Origin of the sequence: Leptothrix sp. (in: b-proteobacteria), assembly GCF_965250675.1 — a bacterium.
Classification (GTDB): domain Bacteria; phylum Pseudomonadota; class Gammaproteobacteria; order Burkholderiales; family Burkholderiaceae_C; genus Sphaerotilus.
Genome location: NZ_CBDFPH010000008.1, coordinates 802200 through 818562, shown reverse-complemented (window position 1 = coordinate 818562; position 16363 = coordinate 802200). Strand labels below are relative to the sequence as shown.

General features: G+C 69.2%; 13 protein-coding genes and 1 tRNA gene. 7 read left to right on the top strand and 7 right to left on the bottom strand.

Annotated features, from left to right (window positions below; genetic code table 11):
• The first annotated feature begins 153 nt into the window (after positions 1-153).
• From AC5IG3_RS13195 to AC5IG3_RS13185, 3 genes are all read left to right on the top strand, one after another.
• A complete protein-coding gene (locus AC5IG3_RS13195; protein WP_491906737.1) occupies positions 154-498 on the top strand; it encodes a DUF3579 domain-containing protein in 345 nt (114 codons plus the stop codon).
• Between the two features lie 97 nt (positions 499-595).
• Positions 596-1162: a histidine phosphatase family protein gene (locus AC5IG3_RS13190; RefSeq protein WP_491906736.1), complete on the top strand. Its 567-nt coding sequence runs from the start codon at positions 596-598 to the stop codon at positions 1160-1162.
• 50 nt (positions 1163-1212) lie between these two features.
• On the top strand, positions 1213-1524 hold the full coding sequence (locus AC5IG3_RS13185) for a cupin domain-containing protein (protein WP_491906735.1): 312 nt from the start codon (positions 1213-1215) through the stop codon (positions 1522-1524).
• An 18-nt stretch (positions 1525-1542) separates the two neighbouring features.
• On the opposite strand, the gene mmuM is transcribed toward AC5IG3_RS13185, so the two are convergent.
• Genes mmuM through AC5IG3_RS13170 form a run of 3 tightly spaced genes read right to left on the bottom strand, consistent with a single transcriptional unit; the run spans position 1543 to position 4644 of the window.
• Positions 1543-2532, bottom strand: coding sequence for a homocysteine S-methyltransferase (gene mmuM, locus AC5IG3_RS13180; protein ID WP_491906734.1), 990 nt, complete (start codon positions 2530-2532; stop codon positions 1543-1545).
• Positions 2533-2535: 3 nt separating this feature from the next.
• Positions 2536-3354 (bottom strand): basic amino acid ABC transporter substrate-binding protein, encoded by an 819-nt coding sequence (locus tag AC5IG3_RS13175; protein WP_491906733.1) that lies wholly within the window; start codon positions 3352-3354, stop codon positions 2536-2538.
• Between the two features lie 51 nt (positions 3355-3405).
• Positions 3406-4644: a trans-sulfuration enzyme family protein gene (locus AC5IG3_RS13170; protein ID WP_491906732.1), complete on the bottom strand. Its 1239-nt coding sequence runs from the start codon at positions 4642-4644 to the stop codon at positions 3406-3408.
• A 125-nt stretch (positions 4645-4769) separates the two neighbouring features.
• On the opposite strand from AC5IG3_RS13170, the gene AC5IG3_RS13165 reads away from it, so the two are divergent.
• A complete protein-coding gene (locus AC5IG3_RS13165) occupies positions 4770-5276 on the top strand; it encodes an Lrp/AsnC family transcriptional regulator (protein ID WP_491906731.1) in 507 nt (168 codons plus the stop codon).
• 28 nt (positions 5277-5304) lie between these two features.
• On the opposite strand, the gene AC5IG3_RS13160 is transcribed toward AC5IG3_RS13165, so the two are convergent.
• The gene (locus AC5IG3_RS13160; protein ID WP_491906730.1) at positions 5305-7227 is read right to left on the bottom strand and encodes a PAS domain S-box protein; all 1923 of its coding nucleotides are present in this window, start codon (positions 7225-7227) and stop codon (positions 5305-5307) included.
• A gap of 365 nt (positions 7228-7592) precedes the next feature.
• Between AC5IG3_RS13160 and AC5IG3_RS13155 the strand changes: the two genes are divergently transcribed.
• Together AC5IG3_RS13155 and AC5IG3_RS13150 are read left to right on the top strand one after the other, a co-directional pair.
• Entirely contained in the window at positions 7593-10478 is a 2886-nt protein-coding gene (locus AC5IG3_RS13155) for a chemotaxis protein CheB (RefSeq protein ID WP_491906729.1), read from the top strand.
• A 5-nt stretch (positions 10479-10483) separates the two neighbouring features.
• The gene (locus AC5IG3_RS13150) at positions 10484-12760 is read left to right on the top strand and encodes a putative bifunctional diguanylate cyclase/phosphodiesterase (RefSeq protein WP_491906728.1); all 2277 of its coding nucleotides are present in this window, start codon (positions 10484-10486) and stop codon (positions 12758-12760) included.
• A 19-nt stretch (positions 12761-12779) separates the two neighbouring features.
• Here AC5IG3_RS13150 and AC5IG3_RS13145 read toward each other — a convergent pair whose 3' ends face one another.
• Positions 12780-13802 carry an extracellular catalytic domain type 1 short-chain-length polyhydroxyalkanoate depolymerase gene (locus tag AC5IG3_RS13145; RefSeq protein WP_491906727.1) on the bottom strand — a complete coding sequence of 341 codons (1023 nt, stop codon included), beginning with the start codon at positions 13800-13802 and terminating at the stop codon, positions 12780-12782.
• A 171-nt stretch (positions 13803-13973) separates the two neighbouring features.
• Here AC5IG3_RS13145 and AC5IG3_RS13140 point away from each other — a divergent pair, with 171 nt between their 5' ends.
• Complete coding sequence (locus tag AC5IG3_RS13140) at positions 13974-15104, top strand: DUF937 domain-containing protein (RefSeq protein WP_491906726.1); 1131 nt, start codon at positions 13974-13976, stop codon at positions 15102-15104.
• Positions 15105-15173: 69 nt separating this feature from the next.
• Here AC5IG3_RS13140 and AC5IG3_RS13135 read toward each other — a convergent pair.
• Both AC5IG3_RS13135 and hrcA read right to left on the bottom strand, forming a co-directional pair.
• A tRNA-Ile gene (locus AC5IG3_RS13135) sits at positions 15174-15250 on the bottom strand.
• Positions 15251-15290: 40 nt separating this feature from the next.
• The gene (gene hrcA, locus AC5IG3_RS13130) at positions 15291-16322 is read right to left on the bottom strand and encodes a heat-inducible transcriptional repressor HrcA (protein ID WP_491906725.1); all 1032 of its coding nucleotides are present in this window, start codon (positions 16320-16322) and stop codon (positions 15291-15293) included.
• Between the last annotated feature and the right edge of the window lie 41 nt (positions 16323-16363).

Below are 16363 nucleotides of genomic sequence, written 5' to 3'. Positions count from 1 at the left end.
TCGATTGTAAGGATCGCCCATGACAGACAGCCCGGCGACAGCCGCCTCCATCCGCATCGCGCAGCCCCTCTTGTTGGGGTCGACTGCTGCACTGCAGCACAATACAGACCCAGCGCATGCACCACGAGGGCTGGCTCGGCCAGGCTGCACCACGTGACAACACCCATCAAACCCCGCGAAATCTTCATCCAAGGCGTCACCCGCGAGGGCCGCACTTTTCGTCCCAGCGACTGGGCCGAGCGCCTGGCCGGCACCCTGTCGTGCTTCCGCCCCGGCGGCGGCTCCGGCCGGCTCGGCGGCCTGGGCGGCGCCATCGGCTACTCGCCTTACTGCGTGCCCACCTCGCTGGGCAACGTCAAGTGCGTGGTGGTCAACGAGGCGCTGCGCGACCTCGAACCGATGGCCTGGGACTTCGTCATGAACTTCGCCCGCGACAACGAGTTGCAGGTCAGCGAAGCCTGCCTGCTGCCGGACCCACCGCCGGCCAAGCCAAAGTAAGCCGCATCCGGCCGGCACCCGGCGCAAGACCTTGGCTGGAGGCGCCAAAGCAATAACGGCTCCAATCGATGCGAATTCATTGCATCGGAGACCCTTCATGCTCAGACGCCGTCACCTTCTGGCTGCAGGCCTGGCCTGGCCCGCCGCCACCTGGGCCACCGAAACCAACGCCGAGGCGCTGCTGCGCACCGGCGGCGTGGTGGTCGCCCTGCGCCACGCCCAGGCGCCGGGCACGTACGACCCGCCGCAGTTCCGGCTCGGTGACTGCAGCACACAACGCAACCTGAGCGATGCGGGACGCGCGCAGGCGCGCCGCCTGGGCGAGTGGTTCAGAGCCCGTGCCCTGCCACCGGCTCAGGTGCGGTCGAGTCCGTGGTGCCGCTGCGTCGATACCGCCACCCTCGCCTTCGACCGCGCCGACGCCTGGGCGGCGCTGGGCTCGCCCGAAGGTGTAGAGCCGGCCACCCGGAATGCACGCCTCCAGGATCTGCAACAGGCGCTCCGGGCAGCCTCCGCGCAGCGCGGGCGGCTGGAAGTCTGGGTCACGCACAACTTCGTGCTGGCCGACCTGACCGGCGCCAGCGCCGACTCCGGCGAAGGCTTCATACTGCAGGCCGCCGCCGATGGCTCGCCCCGGATCCTGGGCCGGCTGCCGGCGGTTTGAACCACGCCCGCCCACCTTACGCCTCACGCCTCACGCCGCAGGAGATTGCCTTGTTCAACGCCGCCGACCCCACCACCTTCGCCGACTTTGAAACCGCCGCCAAAGCGCAGGGCTTCGACGAGGTACTGGTGCGCGAATGGCCGCCGCTGGCGGTACTGGACACCCACACCCACGCCTTCGCGGTGCAGGCCCTGGTGGTGCGCGGCGAGTTCTGGCTCACGCAGGGCGACATGGTGCGGCATCTGCAGGCCGGCGACGGCTTCGCGCTCGACCACGGCGTGCCGCACGCCGAGCGCTACGGCAGCGAAGGCGCCACCTTCTGGGTCGCCCGGCGCAACGCGCCCGGCACCCCGGCCGGCTGAAAAACGGCGGCTGAAAACTCAGGCCCTGCCCACCGTCCAGCGCTGCAGCAGCGCGGCAATGTCGGCCGGGCCGGTGCGGCAGCAACCGCCGATGAGCTGGGCGCCTGCACCGGCCCAGCGCAGGGCCTGATCGGCAAACGGCGCGTGCTCGCAGCCGTTGACCACCAGCCACTGCTTGCGGACGGCGTCGTAATGCTCGCCCGCGTTCGGGTAGACCACGATGGGCTTGGCGGTGTGCGCCCGCGCGGTGGCCACCAGTTGCTCGATGTGCTGCGGCGCGGTGCAGTTGATGCCGATGGCGGCCACCTGCTCAAAACCGTCGAGCGCCCGCACGCAATCCGCCCACGGCTCGCCCTGGCTGTTGTGCGCGCCGTCGCGGCACGAGAAGCTGATCCAGCCGCTGGTGCCGGGCAACTCCTGCAGCAGCCGCGCCAGCGCCCGCGCCTCGGCCAGGCAGGGAATGGTTTCGCAGGCGAGCAGGTCGGCGCCGGCGTCCGCCAGCACGCGCAGGCGCGGGCGGTGGAAGGCCATCAACGCGTCTTCGTCCAGGCCGTAATGGCCGCGGTATTCCGAACCATCGGCCAGCATCGCGCCGTACGGGCCGACCGAGGCCGCCACCAGCGGCCGACGGCGCCAGGCCGCTGACTCGGGCGAAGGCGGCGCGGCCTGCCATTCGGCCCAGAACTGGTCGCGTGCCTGCAGCGCCAGCGTCACCGCCAGGCGCATCGTCGCTTCGGCCTCCGCCGGGGTCATGCCCCGGCGGGCGAAGCCCTCGAAGGTGGCCTGGTAGCTGGCGGTGGTCGCCACGTCGGCGCCGGCGCGGAAGTAGTCCAGGTGCACCTGGCGGATCAGCTCGGGCTGCTCCAGCAGCAGGCGCGCCGACCACAGCGGGTCGTTGAGGTCGGCGCCGCGCGCTTCCAGTTCGGTCGCCAGCGCGCCGTCCAAGATCAGGCGCGGCTGCTCGGCCAGCCAGCGGGCGATGACGTTGGCGGGGGTGGCGCCCGTCATGGCTTAGCGGGCGTCGCCGAAGTACTGGGTGTAGATCCGGCCGTAGGTGCCGTCGGCACGCACTGCCGCCAGGCCCTGGTTGAGCTTGGCCAGCAGTTCGGCATTGCCTTTCTTGACCACCAGACCGTACTGCTCGGGCGCGAATTCGGCGTCGCTGACCGACTTGAACCTGGTGCCGGTGTTGTTGGCCACGTAGTGCGCGATCACGCCGTTGTCGGCCACCACGGCGTCGACGCCACCGCTCTCCAGCTCCTTCAGCGCCAGCGGCGTCGACTCGAAGCGCTTGAGCTTGGTGTTGGTCTTGCCCATCAGCTTGGACGCGGCCTCGTCGCCGGTCGTGCCGGTCTGCACCGCCACGCGCAGCGTCTTCAGGTCGGTGAAGCGGGTGACCTTGGAGTTGGCCGGCACGGCGATCAGCTGGCGCGCGTCGAAGTACGGATCCGAGAAGTCCATCGACTGCTTGCGCTCGTCGTTGATGGTGATGGCCGAGACCAGCATGTCGCGGTCGCCCTGGCCGAGCGTGTTGAACATGCCTTCCCACGGCGTGTTGACGAACTTGACCTCGATGCCGGCGGCAGCGGCCACGGCCTTCACCACGTCGATGTCGAAGCCGACGATGTCGCCCTTCTCGTTCTGCGACTCGAACGGCGCGTAGACCGCGTCGGTGCCGACGCTGTAGACGCGGGCCACGGGCGCCGGGGCGGCGGCGGACGCAGCCACTTCGGCGGACGGGGTGTCGGTCTTGCCGCAGGCGGCCAGCAGGCCGACGAGGCAGAACGCGGAGGCGCCGATCAGCAGGCGGCGGGTGGGGATCAGTTTCATGGGTACAGCTCGGTCAGGTTGGAAATCGGGTTGAAAAAATCAGGGCACAACTCAGGGCGCATCCGTCGGCAGCGCCTGCGCCAGATCGGCGATCAGGTCGGCGGGCGATTCCAGGCCAATGCTGAGGCGGAAGACACCGTCGCCGGCATAGCGGCGGTAGTCGGCCAGCGCCTCGCCTTGCAGGCCGTAGGTGCTGCGCATCATGTCGGCGGTCTGCAGCAGCACGATCAGGCTGCGCTGGTGGCCGATCGAGAAGGCGTAATGCACCAGCCGCAGCCGCTGCGCCAGGCGCTCGGCCACGGCGGGCGCGTTATCCGTTTGAAAGGTGATGACCGCGCCGAACACCGCCATCTGCCGGCACGCCAGCGCGTGCTGCGGGTGGCTGGGCAGGCCGGGATAGGTCACGGCGCGCACCGCAGGGTGCCCGGCCAGCCAGCGCGCCACCGCGCCGGCGGTCTGGCTGGCAATCTGCAGCCGGGCGCCCAGGGTGTCGATGCCGCGCTGGATCAGCCAGGCGTTGTGCGCGCTCAGGGTCGCGCCCAGGTAGACGCCGGCCCGCGCGCGCAGCCGGGCGATGAGTTCGCGCCGGCCGATGACGCAGCCGCCCAGCGCATCGCCGTGGCCGTTGATGAACTTGGTCAGCGAGTGCATGACCAGGTCTGCGCCATGCGCCAGCGGCCGCGTCGCCACCGGCGTGGCCAGCGTGGAGTCGACCGACAGCAGCGCACCGTGCGCGTGCGTGATGGCCGCCACCGCCGCCAGATCGGTCAGGCGCAGCAGCGGGTTGCAGGGCGTCTCAGCGTGCACCAGCCGGGTGTTGGGGCGCAGTGCGGCGACCAGCGCGCCCAGGTCCGACAGGTTGACCGCCGTGACCTCGATGCCGTAGTCGGGCAGCAGCTTGCGCGCCAGTTCGTTGGCGCCGGCGTAGCAGACGTCGCTCACGATCAGGTGGTCGCCGGCCTTGAGCAGCGTGAAGAACATCGCCGCCATCGCGGCCACGCCGGTGGCGGTGGCGAGCGCGTCCTCGGCGCCTTCGAGCGCGGCCAGCCGCAGCTCCAGCTGGCGCACGGTCGGGTTGCCCCAGCGGGCGTACAGGTAGGGCAGCTGGGCCAGGTCGTCGATGCCGTCGGCCGAGAACGCTGCCTCGCCGGGCGCGAACAGGTTGTTGACCGACATCGAGACGCCGGGCGCAATGGCGCCGGTGGCGGTGTCGATCTGCAGGCCTGCGTGCAGCGCCTGCGTGGCGACCGACCAGGCGGCATGGGGGGTGGAGTCGCGGTCGGTTGGCATCGGCGCTGATTCTGGCCAGCCTGCGCGCGGCAAAGCGGCAAGCTGGCGGGCTGCGCTGCGGACAGGCCGCAGGCGCGGCGCCCCTGGCGCACAAGTTGTGCACCGCCCCGACTAGACTCGCCGCGATGCGCCCCAGCCCCGACACCCTTGACGCGTTCGACCGCCACATCCTCGACCTGGTGCAGCGCGACTGCCAGCTCAAGGCCGAGACGATTGCCAGCCAGATCGGCCTGTCGGCGTCGGCCGTGCAGCGGCGCCTGAAGCGGCTGCGCGCGCAGGGCGTGATCCGCGCCGAGGTGGCGGTGCTCGACCGCCAGGCCGTGGGCCGCAGCATCACGCTGGTGGCCGGGCTGGAGATCGAGCGAGACAACTACCAGGCGCTGGCCAGTTTCCGCGCCTGGGCCGACCGGCAGGACGCGGTGCAGCAGGTCTATTACGTCACGGGCCAGGTCGATCTGGTCGTGATCGTGATGGCGCGCGACATGGCCGACTACGACGCCTGGTGTGCCCGGCTGATGGAAGACAACCCGATGATCCGGCGCATCAACACCCAGGTGGTGATCGACGCGCTCAAGCTCGGGCTGCAGGTGCCGGTGGAGATGGCCGACACGGCCGACGCGCCAGCGCCATAAGCGGCCATCAGTGGCATAGGCGCCAGCGTCAGGCCACCCGAACCTGCGCCTTGCCGGCGCGCTTGGCCTCGTACATGGCGGCGTCGGCGCGCTTCATCAGGTCAGCGGCCACCGAGGCCGCTGCCGGCAGATGCAGCGCCACGCCGATGCTGGCGCTCACGTGCACCGCCGCCGCGCCCAGGCGCACCGGCGGCGCGATCAGGCCCAACAGCTTCTGCGCCAGTGGCAGGGCCTCGTCGCCTGCGGCGCCCAGGCCTTCGAGCACGATGACGAACTCATCGCCGGCCAGCCGCACCACGGTGTCGCACTCGCGCACGCCACGGCGCAGGCGCTGGGCGATGTCGTGCAGCAGCGCGTCGCCAGCGTCGTGGCCATGGTTGTCATTGACTTGCTTGAAGCCGTCCAGGTCCAGGAAGATCACCGCCAGCGCCGTGCCGCTGCGCCGGGTGCGGGCCATGGCCTGCGGCAGCAGTTCCATCAGCGCACGGCGGTTGGGCAGGCCGGTGACGGGGTCGTGGCGGGCTTCCTGCTCGCGCTCGGCCTCGGCGGCCTTGCGCTCGCTGATGTCGTGCAGGAAGGCGTTGAAGAGGATCTGGCCGTCGATTTCCAGCGAACGGATGCGCACCTCGACCGGAATCGAGCTGCCGTCACGGCGCTGCGCCGGCAGCTCGATGCGCTGGTCCAGCACCACCGCCACGCCGGTGCGCAGGTAGCGCAGCATGCCCTTGTGGTGGGCGGCGCGGTGCTCAGGGGGAATGATCAGCTCGGACAGCGAACGGCCGATGGCCTCGTCCGCGCGCCAGCCGAACGTGGCCTCGGCCTGGCGGTTCCAGGCGGTGATGAGGCTGTGGTGGTCGATGCTCACGAAGGCGTCGCTGGCGTTCTCGATCACCGCGCTCAGCTCGGCCTCGCGCTTGCGCAGCACCTGCTTGACGCGCGCCTGCTGGGCCATCGCCTGCGAGAGCTGTTCGTTGCTGATGCGCAGTTCGGCGGTGCGTGCTTCCACGCGCTGCTCCAGCTCGTGGCGCAGCGCGGCCAGCGCCGCCTCGGCGGTCTTGCGCGCCTGGATGTTCTGCACCACCGAGACGAAGTACTCCAGCTCGCCGGTGGCCGACAGCTTCTTGGCCACGCTCAGGCGCGCCCAGGTGCTGCTGCCGTCGCGGCGCAGGTAGCGCTTTTCCATCTCGTAGCGCTCGATCTTGCCGCTCACCAGGTCCTGCAGGTACTGCAGGTCGGCGTCGATGTCCTCGGGGTGCGTGATGTCCTGGAAGGTGAGGGACTTCAGCTCGTCGGCGCTGTAGCCCAGGATGTTGCACAGCGCGTCGTTCACGCCCAGCCAGCGGCCATCGGGCGCCACCGTGGCGATGCCGACGGCAGCGCGCTCGAAGACGGCCCGGAAGCGGGCCTCGCTGGACGCCATGTCCGCATCGACCTGCGTCAGGCGCGTGCGCGCCAGCACCAGCGTCTCGCGCAGCTGGATTTCCTGCATGACGATGCCCGCCAGATCGCGCAGCGTGTCGAGTTCATCGGGCGTGAGCGTGCGCGGCTTGTCGTCGATGGCGCACAGCGTGCCCATCGGCAGCCCGGCCTGCGTCAGGAGCGGCACGCCGGCATAGAAGCGGATGCCCGGCCCACCCGTCACCAGCGGGTTGGCGGCAAAGCGCGCATCGAGTTGCGCGTCGGGCACCACCATCGGCTCGGTGCCCAGGATGGCATGGGCGCAGAACGCCTGGCTGCGCGGTGTCTCGGTCAGGTCGACACCCACGCGGGACTTGAACCACTGGCGCTGCTCGTCGACCAGCGTCACCAGCGTGATCGGCACGCCCAGGGCGCGGGCGGCCAGGCGCGTGACACGGTCGAACACCGGCTCCGGCGGGGTGTCGAGCAACTCCAGCGCCTTCAACAGGCGCAGCCGTTCAGTCTCTTGGGGGTGCAGCAGTTGAGAAATCATGCAGGGGCCGAAGCAGCACTTTCGTTGAGCGCCAACGGCACCAATGCTCCCACAAGTCGGCACGTGGTTCAGGACACCGGCGGCGGGACCGTGCGCTTGCGCCAGCGCAACGCGCCGGCAAATGAGCAAATTCGGGTGAGGCAGGGGCGGCCACGCCTCGGCGTGAAACAACCGTTGATCTGTGAGAATTTAGTCACAGCCTGGGGCCATGATCCGGACCCAGCGATTGAAAGGCCAGCAGCGTGACGAACAGAAAAGCACCGACCCGGTCTCCCGCCGGCAAAGGCGCGAGCAGGACAAGGACAGCATCTCCAGCGACAGGACCGGCCGGGTCTTCCCCTTCAGACCACGTTCCGATCATCGGCTTGGGCGCATCAGCCGGTGGGCTGGAAGCGTTGGAGCAGTTCTTCCACCTGATGCCCGCCAACAGCGGCATGGCCTTCGTGGTGGTGCAGCACCTGGACCCGAGCCACGCCAGCCTGCTGACCGAGATCCTGCAGCGCAGCACCCCCATGCCGGTGATCGAGGCGCAGGACCAGATGCAGGTCGCGCCCAACCAGGTGCACGTCATTCCGCCCAACCGGGACATGGTGATCTTCCATGGCGCGCTGCAGCTGAGCCTGCCCACCGAGCCGCGCGGCCAGCGCATGCCGATCGACGCCTTCCTGCGCTCGCTGGCCGAGGACCAGGGCGAGGACGCCATCGGCATCATCCTCTCGGGCACCGGCACCGACGGCACGCTGGGCCTGCGCGCCATCTTCGGCGCCGGCGGCCTGTGCCTGGTGCAGGAACCCAGCACGGCCAAGTACGACGGCATGCCCAGCAGCGCGGCGCAGTCCGGCTACGCCCAGGTGATGGTGATCGAGAAAATGCCGCAGGCACTGCGCGACGGCACCCGCGCGCTGCCGATCCGGCAGGCGGTGACCCTGCCGGCGGCCAACTCCGCCAGCGGCTTCACCAAGATCCTGATGCTGCTGCGCTCGGTCACGGGGCACGATTTCTCGCTCTACAAGAAAAGCACCATCGGCCGGCGCATCGAGCGCCGCATGGTGCAGCACAACATCGAGGACACCGAGGTCTACGCCCGCTACCTCAAGGACAACCCCGCCGAGGTGCATGCGCTGTTCCGCGAACTGCTCATCAACGTGACCAGCTTTTTCCGTGACCCGCAGGCCTTTGCCGAGCTCAAGTCCGACATCCTGCCGGCCTTGATGCTCGACAAGCCGGAGAGCTATGTGCTGCGCGTCTGGGTGGCCGGCTGCGCCACCGGCGAGGAGGCCTACTCGATCGCCATGGTGCTGCGCGAGCTGATGGACAGCACGCACCGCGAGTTCAAGGTGCAGCTCTACAGCACCGACCTCGACGACGACGCCATCGTCACCGCGCGCGCCGGGCTGTACCCGCCCAACATCGCGCAGGACGTGTCGCCCGAGCGGCTGCGGCGCTTCTTCATCAAGGAGGACAACGGCTACCGGGTCAAGAAAGAGATCCGCGAGATGGTGGTGTTCGCGGTGCAGAGCGTCATCAAGGACCCGCCCTTCACCCGGCTCGACCTGCTGGCCTGCCGCAACCTGATGATCTACCTGGAGCCGGAGCTGCAGAACCGGCTGATCCCGGCGTTCCACTACGCGCTCAAGCCCGGCGGCGTGCTGTTCCTGTCGCCGTCGGAGAGCGTCGGCAGCCACACCGAGTTGTTCGACCCGATCAGCCGCAAGTGGAAGCTCTACCGCGCCAAGCCGACCATCGCCTCGACGCGGGCGGTGCTCAGCAGCGGGCTGTCCTGGGCCGCCGCAAGCGGCAGCCGCGCGCAGCAGGACGCCGCCCCGACGGTCCGCGAGCCGCAGATCGGCGAGCTGGCGCGGCGCGCGCTGCTGCAGTCGTTTGCGCCCGCGGCGGTGGTAACCGACCTGCAGGGCAACATCCTCTACGTGCATGGCGAGACCGGCCGGTTTCTGCGTCCGGCGCCCGGACACCCGTCGCACAACGTGGTCGACATGGCGCGCGACGGCCTGCAGCTGGAGTTGCGCGAAGCACTGCGCCGCGTGGCCAGCCAATCCGAGCCGACGCTGCAGCGCGCGGTCCACCTCAAAACCCCCGGCGCGGGATCAACCAGCGCCAGCACCCAGACCGTTGTGCTGGGGGTGCGCCCCATCGAAGAGCCCGACGGCAGCCCCACCCTGCTGCTGGTGAGCTTTCAGGACGCGGCCGACCTGCAGATGGCCGGCAAGCCGGTGCGCCGCTCGCGCGCCAAGCCATCGGAGCAGGCCCACGTCATTGACGCGCTGCAGCTGGAACTGGCCCACGCCAAGGAGAACATGATGGCCATGCTCGAAGAACAGCAGGCCTCCAACGAAGAACTCAAGTCCACCAACGAGGAACTGCAGTCCACCAACGAGGAACTGCAGTCGACCAACGAGGAGCTGGAGACCTCCAAGGAAGAGCTGCAGTCGGTCAACGAGGAGCTGGTCACGGTCAACTCCGAGCTGCAGATCAAGATCGAGCAGATGGCCGACATGCAGGACGACATGAAGAACCTGCTCGACAACATCCGCGTGGGCACCATCTTCCTGGACCGCCACCTGCTGATCCGGCGCTTCACCCGCGACGCCACCAAGACCTACCGCCTGATGGCCACCGACGTGGGCCGGCCGCTGGCCGACATCCGCAGCGAGCTGCAGGGCGTCGACCTGCTGGCCGACGCGCAGACCGTGCTCGACACGCTGGTGCCGGTGGAGTGCGAGGTGCGTACCGCCAGCGGCACCTGGTATCTGGCGCGCATCCAGCCCTACCGCACGGTGGACAACCTGATCGACGGCGTGGTGCTGACCTTCGCCGACGTGACCGAGCGCGTGCAGGCGCTGGCCGTCCACAAGGCCCGCGACCTGGCCGAAGCGGTGGTCAACACCGTGCGCGAGCCGCTGGTGGTGCTGGACGGCGCCCTGAACACCCTCTCGACCAACACCGCCTTCTGCCAGGCCTTCGGGCTGAAGACACCGCCGCCCACAGGGCAACCGTTCTTCCAGCTCAGCCAACGGCTGTGGGATTTTCCGGCCATGCACGAGTTGCTGGAGACCGTGCTGCCACAGGCGCACAGCTTCGAGCGCAGGCCCCTGACGCACGACTTCCCCGGCCTCGGGCTGCGGCAGTTGCAGATCAGCGCACGCCGCATCGTCGAAAAATCCGGCATCGGCGATCTGGTGCTGCTGGCCATTGAAGACGCGCCCGAAGCCACCCTGCCCAACCCGGCCTGACCCTCATGAAACGCGCGCAGCCCAAGCCCCTGGAATCTGCCCGGCGGCTGCGCGTGCAGGCCGAAAAGCAAGCTGCGCGCCGGCAGCGTACCGCCACCCCGCCATCCCGCCCCGCCAGTGAACTGGCGCACGAACTGGACGTGCACCGCATCGAACTCGAGATGCAGAACGAGGAGCTGCGGCGCACGCAGGCCGCGCTGGAGGCGGCGCGCGACCGCTACCTCGATCTTTATGAAAGCGCCCCGGTGGGCTACTTCACGCTGAGCGCCGACGGCCTCATCACCGAGGCCAACCTGACCTGCGCACAGCTGCTGGGCCAGCTGCGCGCCCAGTTGGTGGGCAGCCGGTTCGAGCGCTATCTGGTGCCGGCCGAGCGTGACCGCTGGTTCAAGCATGCCCGCGCGCTACTGCAGCACGACCGGCACGGCCGCATCGAGCTGGAGGCCTGCAGCCCCGAGGGCCATCGCTTCCACGCCCAGCTGGATGGCCGGCGGGCACGGGAGGGCAACACCCAGGGCAATGGCCCCTGGACCCTGCGCATCACGATCACCGACATCACCGAGCGCCGCCAGCACGAGTCCGAGTTGCGCCTGGCCGCCACCGCCTTCGAAGCCCAGGAAGGCATGATGATCACCGACGCCCGCGGCGTGATCGAGCGCGTCAACAAGGCCTTCACCCAGATCACCGGCTACAGCGCCGACGAGGCCATCGGCCAGACCGCGCATCTGCTGCAGTCAGGCCGGCACAACGCCACGTTCTACGCCGACCTGTGGGAGGTGCTCAGGCGCACCGGCTCCTGGCAGGGCGAGGTGTGGAACCGGCGCAAGACCGGCGAGATCTACGCCGAATGGCTCACCATCACCGCCGTGCAGGACAGCGACGCCACCGTGACGCGCTACGTCGGCACCATGCTCGACATCTCGCAACGCAAGGCGCGCGAGGAAGAGATCGCCCAGCTCGCCTTCTACGACCCGCTGACCGGCCTGCCCAACCGGCGCCTGATGAAGGACCGACTCCACCAGGCCATGGCCATCAGCGCCCGCGCGCACCGCGAAGGCGCGCTGATCTTCATCGACCTCGATCATTTCAAGGACATCAACGACACCCTCGGCCACGACAAGGGCGACCTGCTGCTGCAGCAAGTCGCCCAGCGCCTGAGCGCCTGCGTGCGCGAGGGCGACACCGTCGCCCGCCTGGGCGGCGATGAATTCGTCGTGATGCTGAACGCCGACCTGCGCGACATGCCGGAAGCGGCCGCCTCGCGAGCCAAAAGCGCGGCCGAGAAGATCCTGGCCGCGCTGAGCCAGCCCTACGCCATCGCCGACGAAAACTGCCACAGCAGCGCCAGCATCGGCGTGGCGCTGTTCAGCGGCCACCGCGACACGGTCGACGAACTCCTCAAGCGCGCCGACCTGGCCATGTATCAGGCCAAGTCCGCCGGCCGCAACACGCTGCGCTTCTTCGACGCCACCGTGCAGCAGGCCATGCGCCAGCGCGCCACGCTGGAAGGCGAGCTGCGCCACGCGCTGCAGCAGGGCGAACTGGTGCTGCACTACCAGCCGGTCGTCAACGCCCAGGAACATCTGCTGGGCGCCGAGGCACTGGTGCGCTGGCAGCACCCGCAGCGCGGGCTGCTGGAGCCGCAGGCCTTCATCACCATCGCCGAAGACCGCGGCCTGATCCAGGCTCTCGGCCGCTGGGTGCTGCAGACCGCCTGCACGCAGCTGGCGGCCTGGGCCGGCGACCCGGTGCTGGGGCAGCTGACGCTGTCGGTCAACGTCAGCGCACGCGAGTTGCGCGACCCGCACTTCGTCGAGCAGGTCATCGACGTGCTCGACCGCACCGGCGCCACACCGGCGCGGCTCAAGCTCGAACTGACCGAAAGCATGATGCTCGACAACGTCGAGGACAGCATCGCCAAGATGCAGGCCATCAGGGCACGCGGCGTGGGCTTTGCGCTCGACGACTTCGGCACCGGCTACGCGTCGCTCACCTACCTGCGGCGCCTGCCGCTGGACCAGCTCAAGATCGACCGCTCCTTCGTGCGCGACGTCCCCACCGACGCCCACGACGCCGCCATCGCCCGCACCATCGTCAACCTCGGCAGCCACCTGGGCATGACGGTGGTGGCCGAAGGCGTCGAAACGCCCGACCAGCGCGACCGCCTCGCCGGCTTCGGCTGCCACGTCTTCCAGGGCTACCTGTTCGGCCGACCCGAGCCGGTGACGGAGTTGGTGCGGATGGCGCAGGGGGCACGGCAGGTGCAGAAAGCAGGCCGCTGAACCGCGCCCTGCCCGGTCTTCAGCGCCGGCTGGCCGCCTGAAAGAAGGCCCAGGCCTCCTCGGTGGCGGAAAGCGCCTGTGACGAGGGCGCTTTTCCTCGCCGCGTGACGCCTCCGCCCGGCCAGGAATGGCCGCCCGAGTCGGTCACGCACAGGTCGACGCGAACACCTGCGGCACACCGCGAATGCGTTTCACAGGAAGCCCCGGGCCAGGTCTTGCGCTGGACCTCGGACGCATCGCACCGATTGCGCGTCACCCAGCGGGAAACCGTCTCCGGCACCGAGGTGAAGTCGGTGACCTGGCCCGCGTCACGAAAGGCGTCCGGCCCTGCGCCCCCGCCGAAGAGCACATGCGTGTCATCGCGGGCATGAATGTGCAGCACCGCAAGCGGCCGGGCAGGCCGGCAGTCGCTGACGGCCTCGGTGCCCGCCACCGCCGCCACGGCCTGGAACACGTCAGCCATTTCGCAGGCCAGGCGATAAGCCATCATGGCGCCGTTGGACATGCCGGTGGCGAAGAGGCGCTGGCGGTCCACGCTCACCTGCTGCGCCACACGGTCCAGCAGCAATCGCACGAAACCCACGTCATCCACCTGCTGATCCCGGGCAGCGCCACAGCAGGCCCCGGCATTCCAGGTCGCCAGACGGCCGCCGGGAAACTTGCTGTAGCCCCCGGGAAAGACCACGGCGAAGCCTTCTTCATCGGCCTTGGAAATCCAGCCATAACGGCTGTCATCGGCCATGTATTGCGCGCTGCCACCGCCGCCGTGAAACGCAAACACGACCGGCACGGCACGAGCCGCGTCGTAACGGGGCGGCAGGTGGACCAGCGCGTGCCGCCGGTGGCCCGCGAACGAGACATCCAGCGCATGCGTGCCCGGACCCAGCGCGGGGGCGCTCACCTCCGCATTCGCCCGGCGCGTCTCCACGCGCTGCTTCCAACGCTCCCGCAGCGTTCCTGAAGCAGCCTCCTGGGCCGACAAGGGTGGGGCTGCCAGCAAGGCCAACCCGAGCGCGACCAGCCACCGGGGAAAAGTGTTCATGACAGGGATTGACGGAGTCCGGATACCGGCGGATTCGACCATGAATGCCCTGGCGCGAATCTCCCGCCCATTGACTCCGCGCAACAGCCCTCGCGCCTGCCGCTGAAGAATTCCTGGTCGCCCGATCGGCGGCAACGCCCTCCGCCCCGCACCAGGAAAAAGGACACCGGCATGAACATCAATTTGCTCTCTCTGGCCCAACAAGCATTGGGGGATGACTTCTCGAAGCTGGCCGGGTCATTTCTGGGCGAATCCCCCGGCGCCACCCAGTCCGCCCTGACCGCGCTGCTGCCGGCCGTGCTCGGCAGCATCGCCCAGAAGGGGGCGACGCCGCAGGGCGCGTCGGGGCTGATGTCGCTCATCAACGGGGCCCCTCTCGACACCCGCTCGCTCGGCGACCTCGCCGGGCTGCTGGGCGGCGGCGGTCAGGGCATGAGCGCCCTGCTGGCGGCGGGCAGCGGCAGCCTGGTGCCGGCCCTGCTCGGCGACAAGGGCGGTGCGCTCGCCAGCATGCTGTCATCGATGAGTGGCATCAAGGACTCGTCGGCCACCCGGCTGCTGGGCATGGTGGTGCCGCTGGCACTGACCTTCCTGAAGAAGTTCATCGGCGACAAGGGCCTCGACGCCAACGCGCTTTCCGCGCTGCTGGCCAGCCAGGGGCCCCAATTGCAAGGCGCCCTCGACAGCCGCATGAGCGGCGCACTGGGCTTTGCAAGCCCTGCAGCCTTCCTGGGCGGACTGGGCAGCCAGGCGCCCGAGGCCGCCAGACGCGCCGGCACAGCCGTAGCAGGCGGCGCGACTGCCGCCACGAGCGCAGCGACGGCCGCCACCAAATCCAGCATGGCGCGCTGGCTGCCCTGGGTGATCGGTGCGGGCGTGCTGGTGCTGTTGTGGGGCCTGCTGACCAACCGGTGGACCTCTCAGCCCGCCAGCACACCCGTCCTTTCAGCCCCTGCCACCGCACCGGCACCAGCCGCCGTCGCGCCAGCGTTGCTGGGCAAGATCTACTTCGACCTCGGCGCCGCCACGGTCAGCCCGGATGAGCGCACCAAGATCGACACCCTGGCCGCCCTGCTCCAGCAGGACAACACCCGGGTCACGATCACGGGCTACACCGACCCGACCGGCGACAAGGCCCAGAACGAAGCCCTCGCCAAGGCCCGCGCCCTGGCCGTCAGGGACGCCCTGAAAGCCGCCGGCATGGCCGAAACCCGCATCGAGATGAAGCCACCCGTCTTCGTGGAACTCGGCGGCCCGGAAGGGGCCGCCGAGGCGCGGCGGGTGGAGGTCAGCAGGCAGTGAGGGGGCCTGCAGGCCTGCCAAAAACAACAAAGCCTCGTCCAAAGAACGAGGCCGAGTGCTTGATTTGATTGGTAGGCCGTGTTGGACTTGAACCAACGACCAAAGGATTATGAGTCCTCTGCTCTAACCAACTGAGCTAACGGCCCTCAGGATCGACGCGCATTGTAGGTGGGCGAGTGGCGCGTTTTACGGCTTCTGGCTCAGGGCGTTGCCGACCAGGCGGGAGGTGATGTCAACGATCTGGATCATGCGGTCGTAGGCCATGCGGGTCGGGCCGATGACGCCCAGGGTGCCCACCACCTGGCCGTCGACTTCGTAGGGGGCCGAGACAACGGAGAGTTCTTCGATCGGCACGACGCCGCTTTCGCCGCCGATGTAGATGCGCACGCCTTCGGCGCGGCTGGAGCCGTCGAGCAGGCGCAGCAACTGGGTCTTCTGCTCGAACAGGTCGAACATCTTGCGCAGCGAGCCGAGGTCGCCGCCGAAGTCCTGCACGCCGAGCAGGTTGCGCTCGCCACTGACGATGACTTGTTCGGATTCTTCGGTGGCGACTTCGCTGCCGGCCTGTACTGCGGCCTGCATGAGCACGCCGATGTCGCCGCGCAGCGCGTCGACTTCGGTCTTGAGGCGCTCGCGCACGGCCTCGATGCTGAGGCCGGCGTAGTGGGCGTTGAGATAGTTGCTGGCCTCGATCAGCTGGCTCTGGGTGTAGTCGTGCGCGCTGTAGAGCACGCGGTTCTGCACGTCGCCATCGGGCGCGACCAGGATGAGCAGCACGCGGCGGTCGCCCAGGCGCAGGAACTCGATGTGGTGGAAGACGCCGGCCTTCTTGGGCGCGGTGATCACGCCGACGAACTGGCTCAGGCTGGAGAGCATCTGCGCGGCCTGGGCGATCACGCGCTTGGGCTGGTCGGGCATCAGCTGCTCGCGCAGCGAGTGGCCGCCGGCTTCCGCGGACTGCAGCGCCAACGGGCGGGCGGTGAGCATGCTGTCGACGAACAGGCGGTAGCCGCGCGCGGTGGGAATGCGACCGGCGCTGGTGTGCGGGCTGGCGATCAGGCCGAGCTCTTCCAGGTCGGACATCACGTTGCGGATGGTGGCGGGCGAGAGCTCCAGCCCGGCCGTCTTGGACAGCGTGCGCGAACCCACGGGCTGGCCGTCGGCGATATATCGCTCGACCAGGGTTTTGAGCAGCATCTTGGCGCGGTCATCCAGCATGGGCCGATTTTAGGTGGACGCTGCCGGCGCCCGAATCCCGG